The organism is Brevibacterium sp. Z349TD_9 (assembly GCF_056173565.1).
Genome location: NZ_CM149680.1, coordinates 3,132,878 through 3,146,972, shown reverse-complemented (window position 1 = coordinate 3,146,972; position 14,095 = coordinate 3,132,878). Strand labels below are relative to the sequence as shown.

General features: G+C 69.6%; 15 protein-coding genes. 5 read left to right on the top strand and 10 right to left on the bottom strand.

All coding sequences use genetic code 11. From position 1 onward, the window contains the following. Window positions 1–57 precede the first annotated feature (57 nt). The 4 genes from mscL to AC0VYB_RS14620 form a co-directional block, all read right to left on the bottom strand. Window positions 58–522, bottom strand: coding sequence for a large conductance mechanosensitive channel protein MscL (gene mscL / locus AC0VYB_RS14635; protein WP_009376411.1), 465 nt, complete (start codon window positions 520–522; stop codon window positions 58–60). 171 nt (window positions 523–693) lie between these two features. Beyond that, window positions 694–1,332 carry an SAF domain-containing protein gene (locus AC0VYB_RS14630; RefSeq protein WP_063248869.1) on the bottom strand — a complete coding sequence of 213 codons (639 nt, stop codon included), beginning with the start codon at window positions 1,330–1,332 and terminating at the stop codon, window positions 694–696. Window positions 1,333–1,476: 144 nt separating this feature from the next. After that, complete coding sequence (locus AC0VYB_RS14625) at window positions 1,477–1,797, bottom strand: FmdB family zinc ribbon protein (RefSeq protein WP_009376409.1); 321 nt, start codon at window positions 1,795–1,797, stop codon at window positions 1,477–1,479. Between the two features lie 234 nt (window positions 1,798–2,031). Continuing rightward, entirely contained in the window at window positions 2,032–2,757 is a 726-nt protein-coding gene (locus AC0VYB_RS14620) for a 5-formyltetrahydrofolate cyclo-ligase (protein ID WP_238614666.1), read from the bottom strand. A gap of 46 nt (window positions 2,758–2,803) precedes the next feature. On the opposite strand from AC0VYB_RS14620, the gene galU reads away from it, so the two are divergent. The 3 genes from galU to AC0VYB_RS14605 all read left to right on the top strand — a co-directional run bounded on the left by galU (window position 2,804) and on the right by AC0VYB_RS14605 (window position 6,430). Continuing rightward, a complete protein-coding gene (gene galU, locus AC0VYB_RS14615) occupies window positions 2,804–3,706 on the top strand; it encodes a UTP--glucose-1-phosphate uridylyltransferase GalU (RefSeq protein ID WP_095376309.1) in 903 nt (300 codons plus the stop codon). A 49-nt stretch (window positions 3,707–3,755) separates the two neighbouring features. Next, window positions 3,756–4,394 carry a GNAT family N-acetyltransferase gene (locus AC0VYB_RS14610; RefSeq protein WP_040341324.1) on the top strand — a complete coding sequence of 213 codons (639 nt, stop codon included), beginning with the start codon at window positions 3,756–3,758 and terminating at the stop codon, window positions 4,392–4,394. 74 nt (window positions 4,395–4,468) lie between these two features. Then, a complete protein-coding gene (locus AC0VYB_RS14605; protein WP_063248872.1) occupies window positions 4,469–6,430 on the top strand; it encodes a prolipoprotein diacylglyceryl transferase in 1,962 nt (653 codons plus the stop codon). Window positions 6,431–6,436: 6 nt separating this feature from the next. On the opposite strand, the gene AC0VYB_RS14600 is transcribed toward AC0VYB_RS14605, so the two are convergent. From AC0VYB_RS14600 to AC0VYB_RS14585, 4 genes are all read right to left on the bottom strand, one after another. Next, the gene (locus AC0VYB_RS14600) at window positions 6,437–6,946 is read right to left on the bottom strand and encodes a putative immunity protein (protein WP_063248873.1); all 510 of its coding nucleotides are present in this window, start codon (window positions 6,944–6,946) and stop codon (window positions 6,437–6,439) included. Next, window positions 6,943–7,557 carry a putative immunity protein gene (locus AC0VYB_RS14595; RefSeq protein WP_063248874.1) on the bottom strand — a complete coding sequence of 205 codons (615 nt, stop codon included), beginning with the start codon at window positions 7,555–7,557 and terminating at the stop codon, window positions 6,943–6,945. The genes AC0VYB_RS14600 and AC0VYB_RS14595 overlap by 4 nt, the downstream gene beginning before the upstream one ends. Before the next feature lie 211 nt (window positions 7,558–7,768). Then, window positions 7,769–9,226, bottom strand: coding sequence for an NAD-dependent succinate-semialdehyde dehydrogenase (locus tag AC0VYB_RS14590; protein ID WP_063248875.1), 1,458 nt, complete (start codon window positions 9,224–9,226; stop codon window positions 7,769–7,771). Window positions 9,227–9,451: 225 nt separating this feature from the next. Continuing rightward, a complete protein-coding gene (locus AC0VYB_RS14585; RefSeq protein ID WP_009376399.1) occupies window positions 9,452–9,772 on the bottom strand; it encodes a GNAT family N-acetyltransferase in 321 nt (106 codons plus the stop codon). 123 nt (window positions 9,773–9,895) lie between these two features. Between AC0VYB_RS14585 and AC0VYB_RS14580 the strand changes: the two genes are divergently transcribed. Beyond that, window positions 9,896–10,483, top strand: coding sequence for a GNAT family N-acetyltransferase (locus AC0VYB_RS14580; protein WP_009376398.1), 588 nt, complete (start codon window positions 9,896–9,898; stop codon window positions 10,481–10,483). 11 nt (window positions 10,484–10,494) lie between these two features. On the opposite strand, the gene AC0VYB_RS14575 is transcribed toward AC0VYB_RS14580, so the two are convergent. Then, on the bottom strand, window positions 10,495–11,901 hold the full coding sequence (locus AC0VYB_RS14575; protein ID WP_475384785.1) for an SLC13 family permease: 1,407 nt from the start codon (window positions 11,899–11,901) through the stop codon (window positions 10,495–10,497). A 137-nt stretch (window positions 11,902–12,038) separates the two neighbouring features. Then, window positions 12,039–13,070, bottom strand: a complete 1,032-nt coding sequence (locus tag AC0VYB_RS14570) for a YeiH family protein (RefSeq protein ID WP_193338277.1) — start codon at window positions 13,068–13,070, stop codon at window positions 12,039–12,041. Window positions 13,071–13,156: 86 nt separating this feature from the next. Here AC0VYB_RS14570 and AC0VYB_RS14565 point away from each other — a divergent pair, with 86 nt between their 5' ends. Continuing rightward, window positions 13,157–14,077: a LysR substrate-binding domain-containing protein gene (locus tag AC0VYB_RS14565; RefSeq protein ID WP_475384784.1), complete on the top strand. Its 921-nt coding sequence runs from the start codon at window positions 13,157–13,159 to the stop codon at window positions 14,075–14,077. Window positions 14,078–14,095: the final 18 nt, after the last annotated feature.

Sequence of the window (14,095 nt, the reverse complement as noted above, 5' to 3'; positions counted from 1 at the left end):
ACGGGGGAGCGGGCCTTTAAGTGCGAAGCAGCGCGGTGGCTGCCCGGCACAGGCTGATCAGTGGCGCGGGGGCTCGTTCGGGTCGATGTAGCCGCCCTGGCCCGGGTTGCCGCCGGCGGGACCGGCGTTGGCCGCGGCCTGGTTGCGCAGGATCTCGCGGATGTCGCCGAGGAGGTCCTCAGCGGTCGGGGGCACCTCGGACTCGGGCACTCCGCGCTTGCGCAGCTCGTTGAGCTTGTTCATCGGGACGATGATGATGAAGTAGACGATCGCTGCGACGATGAGGAAGTTGATCGCTGCGGTGATGACCGCACCGATGTCGATGGTCGTCTCCGGCACGTTCGGCTTGATGCGGAACGCGAGAGCGGGGCCTTCGGCGCCGCCGACGGCAGCGATGAGGGGGTTGATGATCTTGTCCGAGAACGCCGTGACGATGGCAGTGAACGCGCTGCCGATGATCACAGCGGTCGCCAATTCGACGACATTCCCCTGGAGAATGAAGTCCCTGAAACCCTTGAGCATTAGCGGCACCCTTTGAGTGGTGTGAGCAGTAATGCGATTCTGATTGTGCAATGACGGTTACATAGTACACACCATCTTCACATCTCAACACCATTGACATGCGAAATCCGCAGGGCGTGCTTTCGCGACAAGGGGGCTGGAAAGATCGCGGTGATCACGGCGAATGCGCGATCATTGCGGCAGGATCGCGAAGCTGATCGGCAGTCCCGCGAATTCCGCTATCCTTCCCGCATCGTCGGAGGAGAGCATTACTGAGACAAGTTGCCCTGATTCATTTGTGATGCTGTCGCCTTTCTCGATGATCCGTGCGATGGTCACCTCCTCGACGACGACCTCGGATCCACCTTCCGGCAGCGAGCTGAAGAGCCTGATCCTCTGTCCGGGAGCGAGCAGGCCCGCCGACGCGTCGTCGGCGAGGCGCACGGGCATGATGAGATCGGTGCTTCCCTCCGGCAGGGCCTGCTCGTCGAGCACGGCGGCGCGGGTGACCGGCGTGCCCTTCGAGATCCCCGCCGATGTGCGCCGGCCGAGGGCTTCGTCGACGGCGCTGAACGTCTTCTCCGGAACGAACTGTCGGGGATAGTCGACGACGGTGAGGTCGCCGCGCGTGATCTCGGCTCCGGGGGCGAGATCGTCGGCGGCGACGACGATCGGTGTGTCCCCCTGGTCCGGGGTGAGCAGCCATGCCAGGAGCGCGCAGGCGAGGGCGATGCACACCGCGGCGAGGATCCGGCGCGGACTCACCCGGGAGGTGCGTGCAGCGAGTCGGCTTCCTGCGATTCCGGCCGAAAGACGGTCGATGAGCTTCATGCCCTCAGGATGCGCGTGGGAGACCGCGGTCGGCCAGAGATGGGAGATCCCCTGTGGACAGCGTCTGCGCGTCCACAGGGGAGTCGAGCACAAGTGGGGCTTGCCTCCCCAGGCCGGTGCGCACGAGTCGAGTGCGCTCGGGAGTCAGCTCGCGGTCGACGCTCCGGCTTTGGCCGTCGATGACGAACTCGTCGCCGAGGGGCTCGACGACGAAGAATCCTTCGACTGCGACGAGTCGGACGAGGAGGAGTCCTTCGACGATGCGGGTGCCACTGAGCTCGAGGTGCTCTTGCGGGAGTCGGTGGCATAGAAGCCCGACCCCTTGAAGCTGATGCCGACGGTGCCGAAGACCTTCTTCAGCTGGCCCTGGCACTCCGGGCAGACCGTCAGCGAGTCGTCGCTGAAGTCCTGGTGGACGTCGAACTTGTGGCCGCAGCTCTTGCATGCGTACGAATAGACGGGCATAGAGAACCTTTCCTCAACGTGAAGAGTATAGTGCACAGGCCCGCACCGCCCCGCGGTCTCGCGGTGCTGCCGGCGCCGTGATGGACCTGCGGTGCGCAAGCGGTGCTGCCGGGGTCCCGAGGGTCCTGCGCTGTTCTTCCACAGGTGAACACGGATGAGTGGGTCTTTATTTCTTCGGGTCGTGCCCGGGCCGGTCACGTGCAGGAGCCGGCACAGTCACCTGTGCGGGTGGTCTCAGAGCCGACGCAGACCGTCTTCGGTGATCGCCTCGGGGATGCGCAGATCCCAGGGTTCGACAGCGAGCCCGGACAGGTCGACCTCCTCGGCGAAGCACACCCCGACCACGCGCGGACCCGCTTCCTGATCGTCCGGGTCCCGGCCGCCTGTTGCCGGTTCGCCCGCCGCAGACGGGACAGCGGTGTCGCAGCGGCGTCCCAGCGGCACCTCTCCGAACGGGCCGAAGGTGCGGTCGTAGAAGCCGCCGCCGTTGCCCAGCCTGGCCCCACCGGCACCGAACCCGAGGGCGGGAACGAAGAGGAGGTCAGGGGCCGCCTCGGCGATGAGTGCGCTCGCGGACAGTGAGGCGTGCGGTTCGCGGATGCCCCACCTGCCGTGCGGGGTGAGGTCGGACATCGGCCCGGTCACCTCACCGAACTCGAGGGCACGGCCGACGCGCGTGACGACGGGGAGGAAGACACGGGCCCCGCGGGCCCGGATCCCGTCGACGACCGCATCGACGTCCGGTTCGCCGGGAAGCGCTGCGTAGGCGACGACGACGCGCCCGGTGAGGTCGTGGCTCGGCCAGATCTCGGCCAGCCAGGCGAGTGCGGCACGGGCCGGGGTGCGGGAGGCCGCGGTCGCCTCGGCGGGAGGGGGCGAGACGGCGACGGCGCGTGAGCGGGCCGACCGCTGTGCCCGGATGCGGGCACGCAGCTGCGCCTTCGACGACTCTCGATCCACGCCCTTCAGCGTAACCGGTGACACGGTCATGACTATGATGAAGGTCATGAACGATCAATCTCGCAGCACAGTTCGCAAGGCCGTGATCCCCGTAGCCGGCCTGGGAACTCGATTCCTCCCCGCGACCAAGGCGACGCCGAAGGAGATGCTTCCGGTCGTCGACAAACCCGCCATCCAGTACGTCGTCGAAGAGGCCGTGTCCGCAGGCCTGCAGGACATCCTCATGATCACCGGACGCAACAAGCGCCCGCTCGAGGACCACTTCGACCGCGTCGACGGCCTCGAGGCGGCGCTGGCGAAGAAGGGCGACGACAAGAAGCTCGCTGCAGTGCGCCATTCCTCGGAGCTCGCCGACATCCACTACGTCCGCCAGGGCGACCCGAAGGGGCTCGGCCATGCAGTGCTCAAGGGCCGCCAGCACGTCGGCGACGAACCCTTCGCCGTCCTCCTCGGCGATGACCTCATCGACGAACGCAGCCCGATCCTGCCGAAGATGATCGACGTCACCGAGGCCACCGGCGGCAGCGTCGTCGCGCTCATGGAGGTCCCGCCCGAGTCCATCCACCTCTACGGCTGCGCAGCAGTCGAGGAGACGAGCGAGGACGGCGTCGTGAGGATCACCGGACTCGTCGAGAAGCCCTCCCAGGAGGAGGCGCCGTCGAACCTCGCGATCATCGGACGGTATGTGCTCGCACCGGAGATCTTCGACGTCCTCGAGACGACCGAACCCGGCCGCGGCAACGAGATCCAGCTCACCGACGCTCTCCAGACGCTCGCCGAGGACGAGTCCAGCCACGGCGTCTACGGCGTCGTCTTCAGCGGCGACCGCTACGACACGGGCGACAAGCTCGACTATCTCAAGGCCGTCGTGCAGATCGCGTGCTCGCGCGACGACCTCGGCGAGGATCTCAAGGGATGGCTCAAAGAGTACGTGTCCGAACTCGACTGACCTCCGGGGTTCCTGACCTGGGGAGGTGCCGGTGATCGGCAGCGGGCCGATGTGGCCGATCGAACTGCGCGACGCCACCGCGGGAGTGACCCTGCGACCCCTGCGACGCGGCGACGAATCCGCGTGGCGGGAGGTCCGGGGTCGCAACCGGGACTGGCTGCGACCGTGGGACGCGACCCTGCCGATGCCCGAGCAGGCGACCCCGAGCTTCCGCGCCATGGTGCGGATGTACGACAAACAGGCCAGACGCGGACAGACAGTGCCCTTCGCGATCGAGGTCGACGGTGAGTTCCGTGGTCAGCTCACGGTCTCCGGCATCACCTGGGGGTCGATCCTCAGCGGGCAGATCGGGTACTGGATCGACGCCCGGGTGGCCGGGCGCGGCATCACTCCGCTGGCGGTGGCGATGGCGACCGACCACTGCCTCTTCACCCTCGGACTCCACCGGATCGAGATCAACATCCGTCCCGAGAACACCGCGAGCCTGCGCGTGGTCGAGAAGCTCGGCTTCCGCGACGAGGGCCTGCGGAGGAACTACATGCACATCGACGGCCGGTGGAGCGATCACCGGACGTTCGCGCTCACCGTCGAGGACGTTCCCCACGGCATCCTCTCCGCCTACCGTCACAGCCTCGGGGGACGGCCGGGGACCGGCGGCTTCGACGGGGACCGTCACCCCACCGTGTGAACTTCATGTCGGATTGACCGACACACCACTGCCGTTCACGCTGTTGTCCAATCGTGACCTCTAGGCTCTGGAGTGTGGACACCAGCATCATCGTCGTCATCGCCATCGTCGTGGCCTTCGTCGTCGTCGTGCCCTCGATGATCCGCCGGTCCGCCACCGAACTCTCCCGCGCCGACCTCGACCGGCTCCCCGCCGACGCCGAGGTCGTCCGGTCCGAATCCCAGAACCCCTGCCGTGACCTCGGCGAGCGGGTCACCGTCTTCCGCACCGAGGGAACTGAGCCCACCGTGCCGAGCGCCGACCGGACCGCCTCCGGTCAGGCCCCGAGCCTCCGCCTCTCCGCAGTCAGCCCTGAGCTCTCCGTCATCGACGGGGAGGCCGACGAAACCGCCGAGGCGACCGCGGAGTCCCAGCCCGAGTCCGCCGTCGCCCCGCTGCCCGTGGCCGTGGGAGAGACCCGCGCGGCTTTCCTCGTCGGCGACCATGATCCCGCCGGTGGAGGCGTTCACGCTCCCGCCGAGGCGGTCGGTGGCAACGTCCGAGCCCTCCACCCGGCCGTGCACGCCGTGTTCGCGCAGACCGGTGATCCCTCCGCCCAGCGCGGATCGTCCCCTGCCGGGGTCGATGCGGCGGGCCGCCTCGGAGCCGGTCGGCAGCAGGCGGTGTCCACCGGCCGACCCGCACATCCGAGCGCGCCCCGCGACCGCCTCGGCGAGGTGCACTCCCCGACAACCGCCCCCACTTCCCGAACCGATGAGGATCCGACGATGACCGAGAGTGCCGCCCCGCTGCGTGAGTCCCTGCGTTCGATCGGAACCCTGGTCCGCGGGTTCGCGCTCACGTTCCTCGGGTCGGTGCTCGGCGTCCTCGTCACCGGGGTGCTCGCGCTCCTCTCCGTCGTCCACCCCGCTCTCATCGGCGTCTTCGCCGGGCTCGCCGTCGTCTCGCTCTTCATCGTCCGCACGCTCAACCTCCGCAAGCGCGAGCTGAAGAAGCGCCTCCGCCGGATCGCGGACCACGGTGCTGTGACCGCAGAGCCTGTTCCCACGAGAGGGTCGCAGGACGTCTCCGATTCGGGGGCGGTCGCTGCGAAGTCGCTCGCCCGTCCGTCGTCTCCGACGGCGACGACACAGGAGTCGGCGGCCGATCGGAGCTCTGCGGCACCGAAGTCGGCGGCGTCGAAGGCCGCCGCCCACGCCCAGCGCACCGCGACGAGAACCGCAGCGAAGTCGACCGCCGCTGCGAAGCCTGACGCTGCGAAGCCTGTCGCCGAGAAGCCTGCCGCTGCGCGGTCGGCGGACGCGAACCCGACTGCAGCCGCGAAGGCGGCTCGGGACCGGGCCCTCCAGCAGCGCACCGCGACTGCGAAGTACGCCCGTGAGGAAGCCGTGACCGGCGAGATCCCCGTCGTGCGCATCCGCAACGAGGCCGCCGCCGGCCACACGACCCGGCAGGTCCTCCTCACTGGGCCGATCCCCGTCACCGACGAGAAGCCGACTGCTGAGGCTCCGGCGACTCCGGAGGCTCAGTCGACCGCACAGACGGCGACGTCCGAGGCGACGAAGTCGACGTCCCCTGCGACGACCGATGCGGACGTCGAGTCCGCCACCTCTGCTGACACCTCGGCGAACGCGGTCGCCGCCGACCTCGCCGACACCGTTCCGCAGGCCGCGTCGCGCACCGAGGACTCCTCGACGACGGGTGCCCCCCGCGTCAGCGACCCCTTCCAGCAGCGGCTGCGGACCCGCGACGGCTGGTCGCCGACCCCGCTGCCGGTCCCGAGCTACGTCGACGCCGCCGAGGCCGACCACGCCGTCCCGACACCGAAGGCCGCCGACGCGAGCTCGTACGAGACCGAGGCCCGCAGCCGTGAGGACATCGCTGCGCAGTTCGCCGAGGAGCTCGGCTACCGGGCCGAACTCTCCGACTCCGCCCGCGACGACAGCCCGCTCGAGCACGGCCGCAAGGCCATCCGCGCCGATCGGGCCCCGGCACTCGACGCCGTCAACGACGTCCTCGCCCGCCGCCGCGCCTGAGCGGCCTCAGTCGGAGAAGACGTTCCAGCAGATGCTGTCGCGTCGCCGCTGATCGTCGAGGACGAGGGCGCGCACCGGATCGGGCAGCCGCTCCCGCTGCCAGTCGCGTTCGCTGTGTCCGGCGTCGGGGTCGTCGGGTCGGGCGGCGGTCGCCGCCTTGATCGCATAGGCCGCGGCACCGAGGTCGTGTTCGGCGACGTGCCCGACGCACGCGGCCTGCCCCGCTGCGTACGCCGCGAAGCGCGCCGCGCCGGTCAGGGGTCTCGCCGCTCCCATCGCATGACCGCCGAGGGCGCGCGCGGCCATCATCGGCATCTCGCCGCGCGCCCACGCCCGCGCGGCGGCGACGGCCTCAGCTGGTCGCGGGTCGTCCGGGGCGACGGCGGCGAAGAGGGGCAGCACGTGTTCGGCGCACTCGGCGGCCCACAGCGCGAGAAGCTGGTGGTGCTCGTCGGTGAGGGTGCCGCCTCGGCGGATCGTGATCATCCGGGGATCGCGGTCGGTCGAGAGGATCATCGTCGCCCCTCGGCGGCGTCGGGCGCTGTGCCTGCGTCGGCACGCAGGACCGCGTCCACCTCGGCGAGGGTCTGGGCCAGCGGATTGCCGCCCGCCTCGAGTCGGGGGTAGCGGCAGAGCACGGCGACCACGGTGGGCGGGGCGCGTGCCGCGAACTCCTCGATGAGCCGGTCGTGCGCGCGGCGGCCCTGCGCCGCCGTATCCGCGGTGGGTTCGCATGCTGACGGCCCGGACGCGGAGAGTTCGAGCGCGCGGATCGTGTGGGCGCTCGCGCGGAGGATGTGCTTGACCTGGACCGCGTCGGCCAGCGGATGGAGGTAGGCCGAAGCGGCGGCATCGCCGGCGGCCATCGCCGCGTGGAAGGCCACGGCGCTGTCGGTCTCCTTCGCCGCGCGGTGGGCGGCCGGTGCGCTGATGCGCTGGAGCCGCGAGCGGGGGAGTCCCCGGGCGAACTCGTGTGCTGCAGCCAGGGCGTCACGGGGACGGGAATCGGTCGGGCGCTCGGACTCGAACAGGGGCAGCACCTCGTCGGCGGAAGCAGCGGCGAACGCCGTGACCGCTCGGATCTCGTCCATCGAGAGGTCGACGTCGCGGGTCCTCGCAGTGCTCACAGTTCTTGAGTCTAGGCGCTCCCCGTGGGAGGTCAACGGCCCACCCCCTCGGCGGGCGCAGCAGCACCCGAGGACGGCACCCCGGGAACAGCACCCCGGGGACGCGAAAGGCGGCCGACACCCTCACGGGTGCCGACCGCCTCGGCGAGGTCTCGCTCAGCCGGATCGATCAGGTGGGAGCGACCGGCTGAGGTCGACCGAGCTCACGGCCTCAGCTGCGGGGCGTGGCCACGTACTTGAGCTCGAGGTACTCGTCGATGCCGACGCGTCCGCCCTCACGGCCGAGACCCGACATCTTCACGCCGCCGAAGGGAGCGGCCGGGTTCGAGACGAGACCGGTGTTGAGGCCGATCATCCCGACTTCGAGCTTCTCGGCGAGGCTGAGCGCCCGGTTGATGTTCTCGCTGAAGAGGTAGCCGGCAAGGCCGTACTCGGTCTCGTTCGCCAGCGCGATCGCCTCCTCGTCGGTGTCGAAGGTGACGATCGGGGCGACGGGACCGAAGATCTCCGTGGTGCGGATCTCGGATCCGGCGGGGACGTTCGTGATGACGGTCGGGTCGAAGAAGAACCCGGGGCCGTCGATCTTCCCGCCGCCGGTGAGCACGGTGGCACCACCCGACACGGCATCGTCGACGAGGGCTGCGACCTTGTCGAGCGACTCCTGGTCGACGAGCGGGCCGACCTCGGTGCCGTCGTGGAGGCCGTTGCCGACCTTCATCGAGCCGATGCGCTCGGCGAGCTTCTGGGAGAACTCATCGGCGATCGAAGAGTGGACGAAGAGACGGTTGGCGGCGGTGCACGCCTCGCCGCCGTTGCGCATCTTCGCGAGCACCGCGCCCTCGACGGCCTTGTCGATGTCCGCGTCCTCGCAGACGACGAACGGGGCATTGCCGCCGAGCTCCATCGAGGACTTCATGACGTTGTCGGCGGCCTGCTTGAGGAGGTTGACGCCGACCTCGGTCGACCCGGTGAAGGTGACCTTGCGGGCGATGCCCGACTCCATCCACGGGGTGACGACCCGACGCGCCGACTCCGAGGTGACGACGTTGAGGACGCCGTCGGGCAGGCCAGCCTCCTTGAGGACGTCGACGAGCATGAGCGAGGTGAGCGGGGTGAGCTTCGCGGGCTTGAAGACCATCGTGCAGCCGGCGGCGATCGCCGGGCCGATCTTGCGGGTGCCCATCGCCAGCGGGAAGTTCCACGGGGTGATGAGCACACACGGGCCGACGGGCTCACGCGAGATCATCAGGCGGTTCTTGCCGTCGGTGGACAGGGTGTAGTCGCCGCTGATGCGCACGGCCTCCTCGGAGAACCAGCGGAAGAACTCGGCGCCGTAGGCGACCTCTCCCTTGGACTCGGCGAAGGGCTTGCCCATCTCAGCGGTCATCACGGCCGCGATGTCGTCGGAGCGTTCGATGAGGAGCTCGAAGGCGCGGCGCAGGATCTCGGCGCGGTCGCGCGGGGCGGTGGCCGCCCAATCGGCCTGCGCGTCGCCGGCGGCCTTGATCGCGGCTTCCGCATCGGCGGCGGAGCCGTCGGCGACGGTGGTGATGACGTCACCGGTCGCGGGGTTGATGACATCGATGGTCTTCCCGCCCTCGGCATCACGCCACTGCCCGTTGATGAACAGTCCGGTGTTGAGCTTGTCGATGATCGGCGTGATGTCCACGGCTGATCCTCCTTGGTTGTCGTGTCGAGGCGGCTGAGCTAGCGCCAGGTTCAGTGTAAGGGGCCGTGTGGCCGCAGACGATGCGGATTTCGCACTGTGAGAGCGCCGTTCCGAGTGGTCATCGTCGTCCGAACCGTCCGAGCGGACGGTATCCGTACGAAGAGGGCTTAGGTGTGAGCCCGCCCGGCCGGCGGTGCGGCGGGTGAGGCGGTGAGAACGCTGACCTCAGGCGACGTATTCGTCGAATTCGTGGTTCTTCTCGAGGAATCCCATGACGTACGAGCAGGTCGTGCGGAACCGCAGACCCGCCTCGGTGGTGGTCTCGAGGGCGAAGCGCACGAGCTTCGCGGCGATCCCCCGGCCGCCGTACTCGGGGGAGACCTCGGTGTGGGTGAAGGTCCGCGCGGTGGGGACGTCGCCGGCGCCGTCAGCGGTGTCGACGTAGTCGATGAGCCCGATGACCCTCCCGTCGTGGGAGACGGTGAAGCGGTTCTGCTCGGGATCCTCGGCGAGGGTGTAGGTCTGACCGTCGATGTCGATGTCCATGGCTGCTCCTGTCCGCAGGATGAGGTCGCTGTGCTCGAGTCCGAGCCTACCCACTAATCTTGGAAGGAGTGTTGAAGTCTGCGGCGGGCACCGATCCTGCCGCCGTCCCTAGGAGCCGCCCATATGACCTCGCAGCCCCCGGCCACGCTCGTCGACGCCCACGAGCTCATCCTCCAGGAGTCCGGCTACGTCGTCAGCGTGCTCACCGAGACCGACATCGACGACTACGTCGCCCTCGTCGCCTCCGCGTACCGCGGGGAGGACTCGAAGAAGGGGTGGACGACCGAGGCGGACCTGCTCAGCGGGCAGCGTCTCGATGCGGCGATGGCCAGGGAGATGCTCGCCGAGGCGGAGTCGACGATGATCCTCGTCCGCTCCGTCGACGGTCCCGCCGTCGCAAGCGTCTACCTGCGTGAACCCGTTGACTCCGTCGCCTACCTCGGCGTCCTCGCCGTCTCGCCCCTCGGCCAGGGGCAGGGGGTGGGCTCGGCGCTCATCAACCTCGCCGAGGCGTGGGTGGTCGAACGCTGGGGTGCCCGCGCGCTGTCGATGAGTGTGATCAGCAAGCGCTCCGAGCTCATCGCCTACTACGAACGGCGCGGCTACGAACGCACCGGGGAGACCGAGCCCTTCCCCTACGGCGACGAGCGCTTCGGCGTGCCGATGGTCGACGACCTCGAGTTCGTCACCCTCGTCAAACAGCTCGCCTGAGGGCCGGACGCTCAGAAGAGCATCGCCGGGAGAACGAGCCCGCCGACGAGGACGATCGGTCCGATGATGACCATCGACATCCCGAACTTGACGAGGATGCGGGTGAGCCGCGGCTTCTCCTCACCTGGGGCAGTCGCGACGACAGTGGCACCGAGTGTCGAGAACGGGGAGACGTCGACGACGGCCGAGCAGATGCCGAGCGCGGCGATGAGCGCCCACCCGGGAACGCCGCCGGCCTCGATGAGCGGCAGGGCGAGGGGGACGAGCGCGGCGAGGATGCCCGTCGTCGAGGCGAACGCCGAGACGAGACCCCCGACGACGCAGAGGACGAAGGCAGCGAGAAGCGGGGATCCGATCGCCTTCGCTCCGTCCCCGAGGAGGTCGACGGCCCCCATCTCCTGGAGCACGCCGACGAAGGTGATGATGCCGCCGACGAGGAGGACCGTCGACCGGTCGATCTTCGGGAGCGCGGCCTTGCCCGTCGCGGGATCGACGAGAGCGAGGATCGCTCCGAAGAGGAAGCAGAGCAGGCCGATGTCGGGCTCCTGACCGAGGGCGGCAAGCACGACGACGGAGCCGATGAGGCCGACCATGAGCACGACGGTGAGGATCTGCACCCCGGTGAACGGCCTCGTACCGGAGTCCGCCGAGGCAGCGCCGGCATCGAAGAGGGCCTCGTCCTCGTCGTCCTCTCCGAAGGCGACCTTCGTCGCCGAGGCGCCGCCGCGGGAGATCCTCGGCTCAGCCGCTGCTGAGGCGGCGGTGCTGTTCGAGTCCGCCACGCCGCCCCCGCGGGAGGAGACCGCGGCCGTCTTCCGCCCGGCGAACAGCCGCCTGCCGAACATGAGGTAGGCGACGGTGAGCATGAGCAGATAGACGATGACGGCGATGCCGAAGAGAAGGAACGGGGAGAGGCCGATGCCGGCGTCGTCGGCGGTGCTGTAGGTGACGATGCCGTAGAGGCTGGTCGGGGCGAAGCCGCCGGCACCGATCGCGAAGCAGATCGCCAGACCCATGAGCGCATAGTCGACCCCGTACTTCCGGGCGACCTGCATGCCCACGGGCATCATCACGAGACCGGCCAGCGGCGCACCCATCGAGGCGATGCCCGCGGTGATGACGAAGAAGACGAGCGGCAGAAGCACCGCGGAGGAACCGACCTTCTCGAGCGCCCAATCGATGATCCTGTCGACGGTGCCGTTCTCCTGCGCAATGGCGAAGAAGTAGGTGACACCGGCGAGGAGGACCATGATGGAGAGGGGGAACCCGGCGATGATGTCCTCGACGGTCATGTCGGTGAGCAGGAGACCGGTCCCGGCCGCGCCGACGAGCATGAGCACGCCGATGTGCACCCCGCGGACGGCCCCGACGGCGAAGAGGGCGATGAAGACACCTAATGCGATGAGCTGGGCAAGCATGTCGTCCTTGAGGTAGCTGAGCAGACTCTGAGTGCGATCGGTGAGAGACTACCAGCCGGTGCGGACATGGCCCGGCAGCACCATGCCGGGGGAGGGGGACTTCCCGATTGTCGGCACCGCACCGTGCGATGGCCCGCTCACGTCAGGAGCAGGGCACCGCCGAGGGCGACGAGGGCGACGACGATCGTCGTCATCGTCGCCAAGGCGATCGGCCCACCGCCGAGGCTCCGCAGCGCGCGCCACTGCACACCCCGACCGAGCGCGAACATCGCCATCGACAGGCACACGGTCTGGACGATGCCCAGCCCGGTCACGGCCATCTCGGGCAGGAGCCCGACCGTGCGCAGCCCGGCCATGAGGAGGAACCCGATGACGAAGAGGGGGACGATCGGGGGACGCTGTCCGGCCGGCGCGGGCACGGCGCTCTCATCCCCAGCCTCGGCGGAGGCAGTGCGCACCCTCGCCTCGGAACGGCGCATCACGAGTTCGAGGATCGCGACGGTCGGGGCGAGCATGATGACGCGGGCGAGCTTGACGAGGACCGCGACCTCGAGTGCGGCCGGCCCGATGATGCCGCCGATCGCGACGACCTGGGCGACCTCGTGGGTCGAGGCGCCCGCCCACATGCCGGCGGTCGCCTCGTCGAGACCGAGACCGCTGCTCGTCAGGGGGACCACAGCGATCATCGCCGTGCCGAAGAGGACGACGAGGCCGATCGCGGCGGCGACGTCCTCCTTCTTCGCCCGCATCGTCGATTCGATTCCGGCGACGGCCGCGGCCCCGCAGATGCCGAACCCGCACCCGATGAGGAGGGCGAGGTCGCCGTCGACGCGGGTGAGGCGTGCCAGGAGCATGCTCGTGGCGATGCCGACGGCGACGACGACGGCGGCGAGGACGAGGACCGGCCAGCCGAGGTCGAGGATGTCGCCGAGGACGACCTGCGCGCCGAGGGCGACGATGCCCAGACGCAGGAGGGGTTTCGCTGCGAAGTCGAGTCCCGGGCGGAACCTCGCCGGAAGGGTCGGTACGGCATTGCCGAGGACGATGCCGAGGACGATCGCGACGAGCAGCGGGGAGACGACGGGGACGAGGGCTGAGACGGGCCACGCGATCGCGGCGGCGAGCGCGGCGAGTCCGAGGCCGGGCAGGAGGGGGACGATGCGGTGCATGCCTCCAGTCTTCCGCCTCGTCGAGTGCCGCGGTAGACGGCGAAAACGGCGCAGTCCATATGAAACTGATATGACATGATGTGCTCATGCGCGATGTCTCGGACATGCACCGGTGGCCGGAGCTGCGGGCCCTCGGCCTCCTCGTCGCCCTGAGCGGGGGAGCGGGGTCGATCGGTCAGGCCGCCGAGGCGGTCGGACTCGCCCAGCCCAACGCCTCCCGGAGCCTGCGCAACCTCGAACGCGACCTCGGCGTCCCGCTGCTGCGACGCTCCCCGCGCGGGACCTCCCTCACCGCTGAGGGGCAGGCCGTCGCGGAGTGGGCAGCCCAGGTCGTCGACGCCTACCGTGCCCTCAACGTGGGCACCCAGGCGATCCGGGACGCCCGGGCGGGCACGGTGCGGGTCTGCGCCTCCCTCACGGTCGCCGAATACCTGCTGCCGGGGTACCTCGCGACCTTCACCTCGGCGCATCCGGACATCGACGTCGGGCTCGGTGTCGAGAACTCCGCGGCCGTCGTCGCCGAGGTCCGGGCGCTGCGCTGCGATCTCGGACTCGTCGAATCGGTGTCCCTGCCGAGCGGATTCCCCACCGCAGTCATCGGCCGGGACCGGCTGATGATCGCCGCCGCCCCGTCGTTCGCCGCCGCGTGGACGGAGCCGATCACCGCCGAGGCGCTCGCCGCGACGCCGCTGCTCGTCCGTGAGGTGGGGTCGGGGACTCGGGAGGCCGTCGACACCGCACTCGCGGAGTTCGGGGGCGTCTCGGTCGCGGGGGAGTACGGGTCGAACTCGGCGCTGCGGGTCGCCGCCGCCACCGGTGTCGCCCCGGTCGTCCTCTCCGAACTCGCCCTGCGCGACGACTTCCGCTCCGCACGGCTCGTGCCGCTGCCGGTCGCCGAGTCGATCGACCTCGATCGCAGGCTCCACGCCCTGTGGTCGCCGAAACGCCGGCTCTCACACGGGGCGCGGGCCCTGCTCGACCACATGACGAGCGCGCAGGTGAGGTGACGGGCCCCGTTTCCGGGG

Bases quoted from the DNA above. Each gene is read 5' to 3' on its own strand.
- AC0VYB_RS14610 (WP_040341324.1), top strand. From the start codon at position 3,756: ATGTGGCCGATCGAACTGCGCGACGCCACCGCGGGAGTGACCCTGCGA.
- AC0VYB_RS14630 (WP_063248869.1), bottom strand. From the start codon at position 1,332: ATGAAGCTCATCGACCGTCTTTCGGCCGGAATCGCAGGAAGCCGACTC.
- AC0VYB_RS14600 (WP_063248873.1), bottom strand. From the start codon at position 6,946: ATGATCCTCTCGACCGACCGCGATCCCCGGATGATCACGATCCGCCGA.
- AC0VYB_RS14565 (WP_475384784.1), top strand. From the start codon at position 13,157: ATGCGCGATGTCTCGGACATGCACCGGTGGCCGGAGCTGCGGGCCCTC.
- galU (WP_095376309.1), top strand. From the start codon at position 2,804: ATGAACGATCAATCTCGCAGCACAGTTCGCAAGGCCGTGATCCCCGTA.
- mscL (WP_009376411.1), bottom strand. From the start codon at position 522: ATGCTCAAGGGTTTCAGGGACTTCATTCTCCAGGGGAATGTCGTCGAA.
- AC0VYB_RS14585 (WP_009376399.1), bottom strand. From the start codon at position 9,772: ATGGACATCGACATCGACGGTCAGACCTACACCCTCGCCGAGGATCCC.
- AC0VYB_RS14625 (WP_009376409.1), bottom strand. From the start codon at position 1,797: ATGCCCGTCTATTCGTACGCATGCAAGAGCTGCGGCCACAAGTTCGAC.
- AC0VYB_RS14575 (WP_475384785.1), bottom strand. From the start codon at position 11,901: ATGCTTGCCCAGCTCATCGCATTAGGTGTCTTCATCGCCCTCTTCGCC.
- AC0VYB_RS14580 (WP_009376398.1), top strand. From the start codon at position 9,896: ATGACCTCGCAGCCCCCGGCCACGCTCGTCGACGCCCACGAGCTCATC.
- AC0VYB_RS14570 (WP_193338277.1), bottom strand. From the start codon at position 13,070: ATGCACCGCATCGTCCCCCTCCTGCCCGGCCTCGGACTCGCCGCGCTC.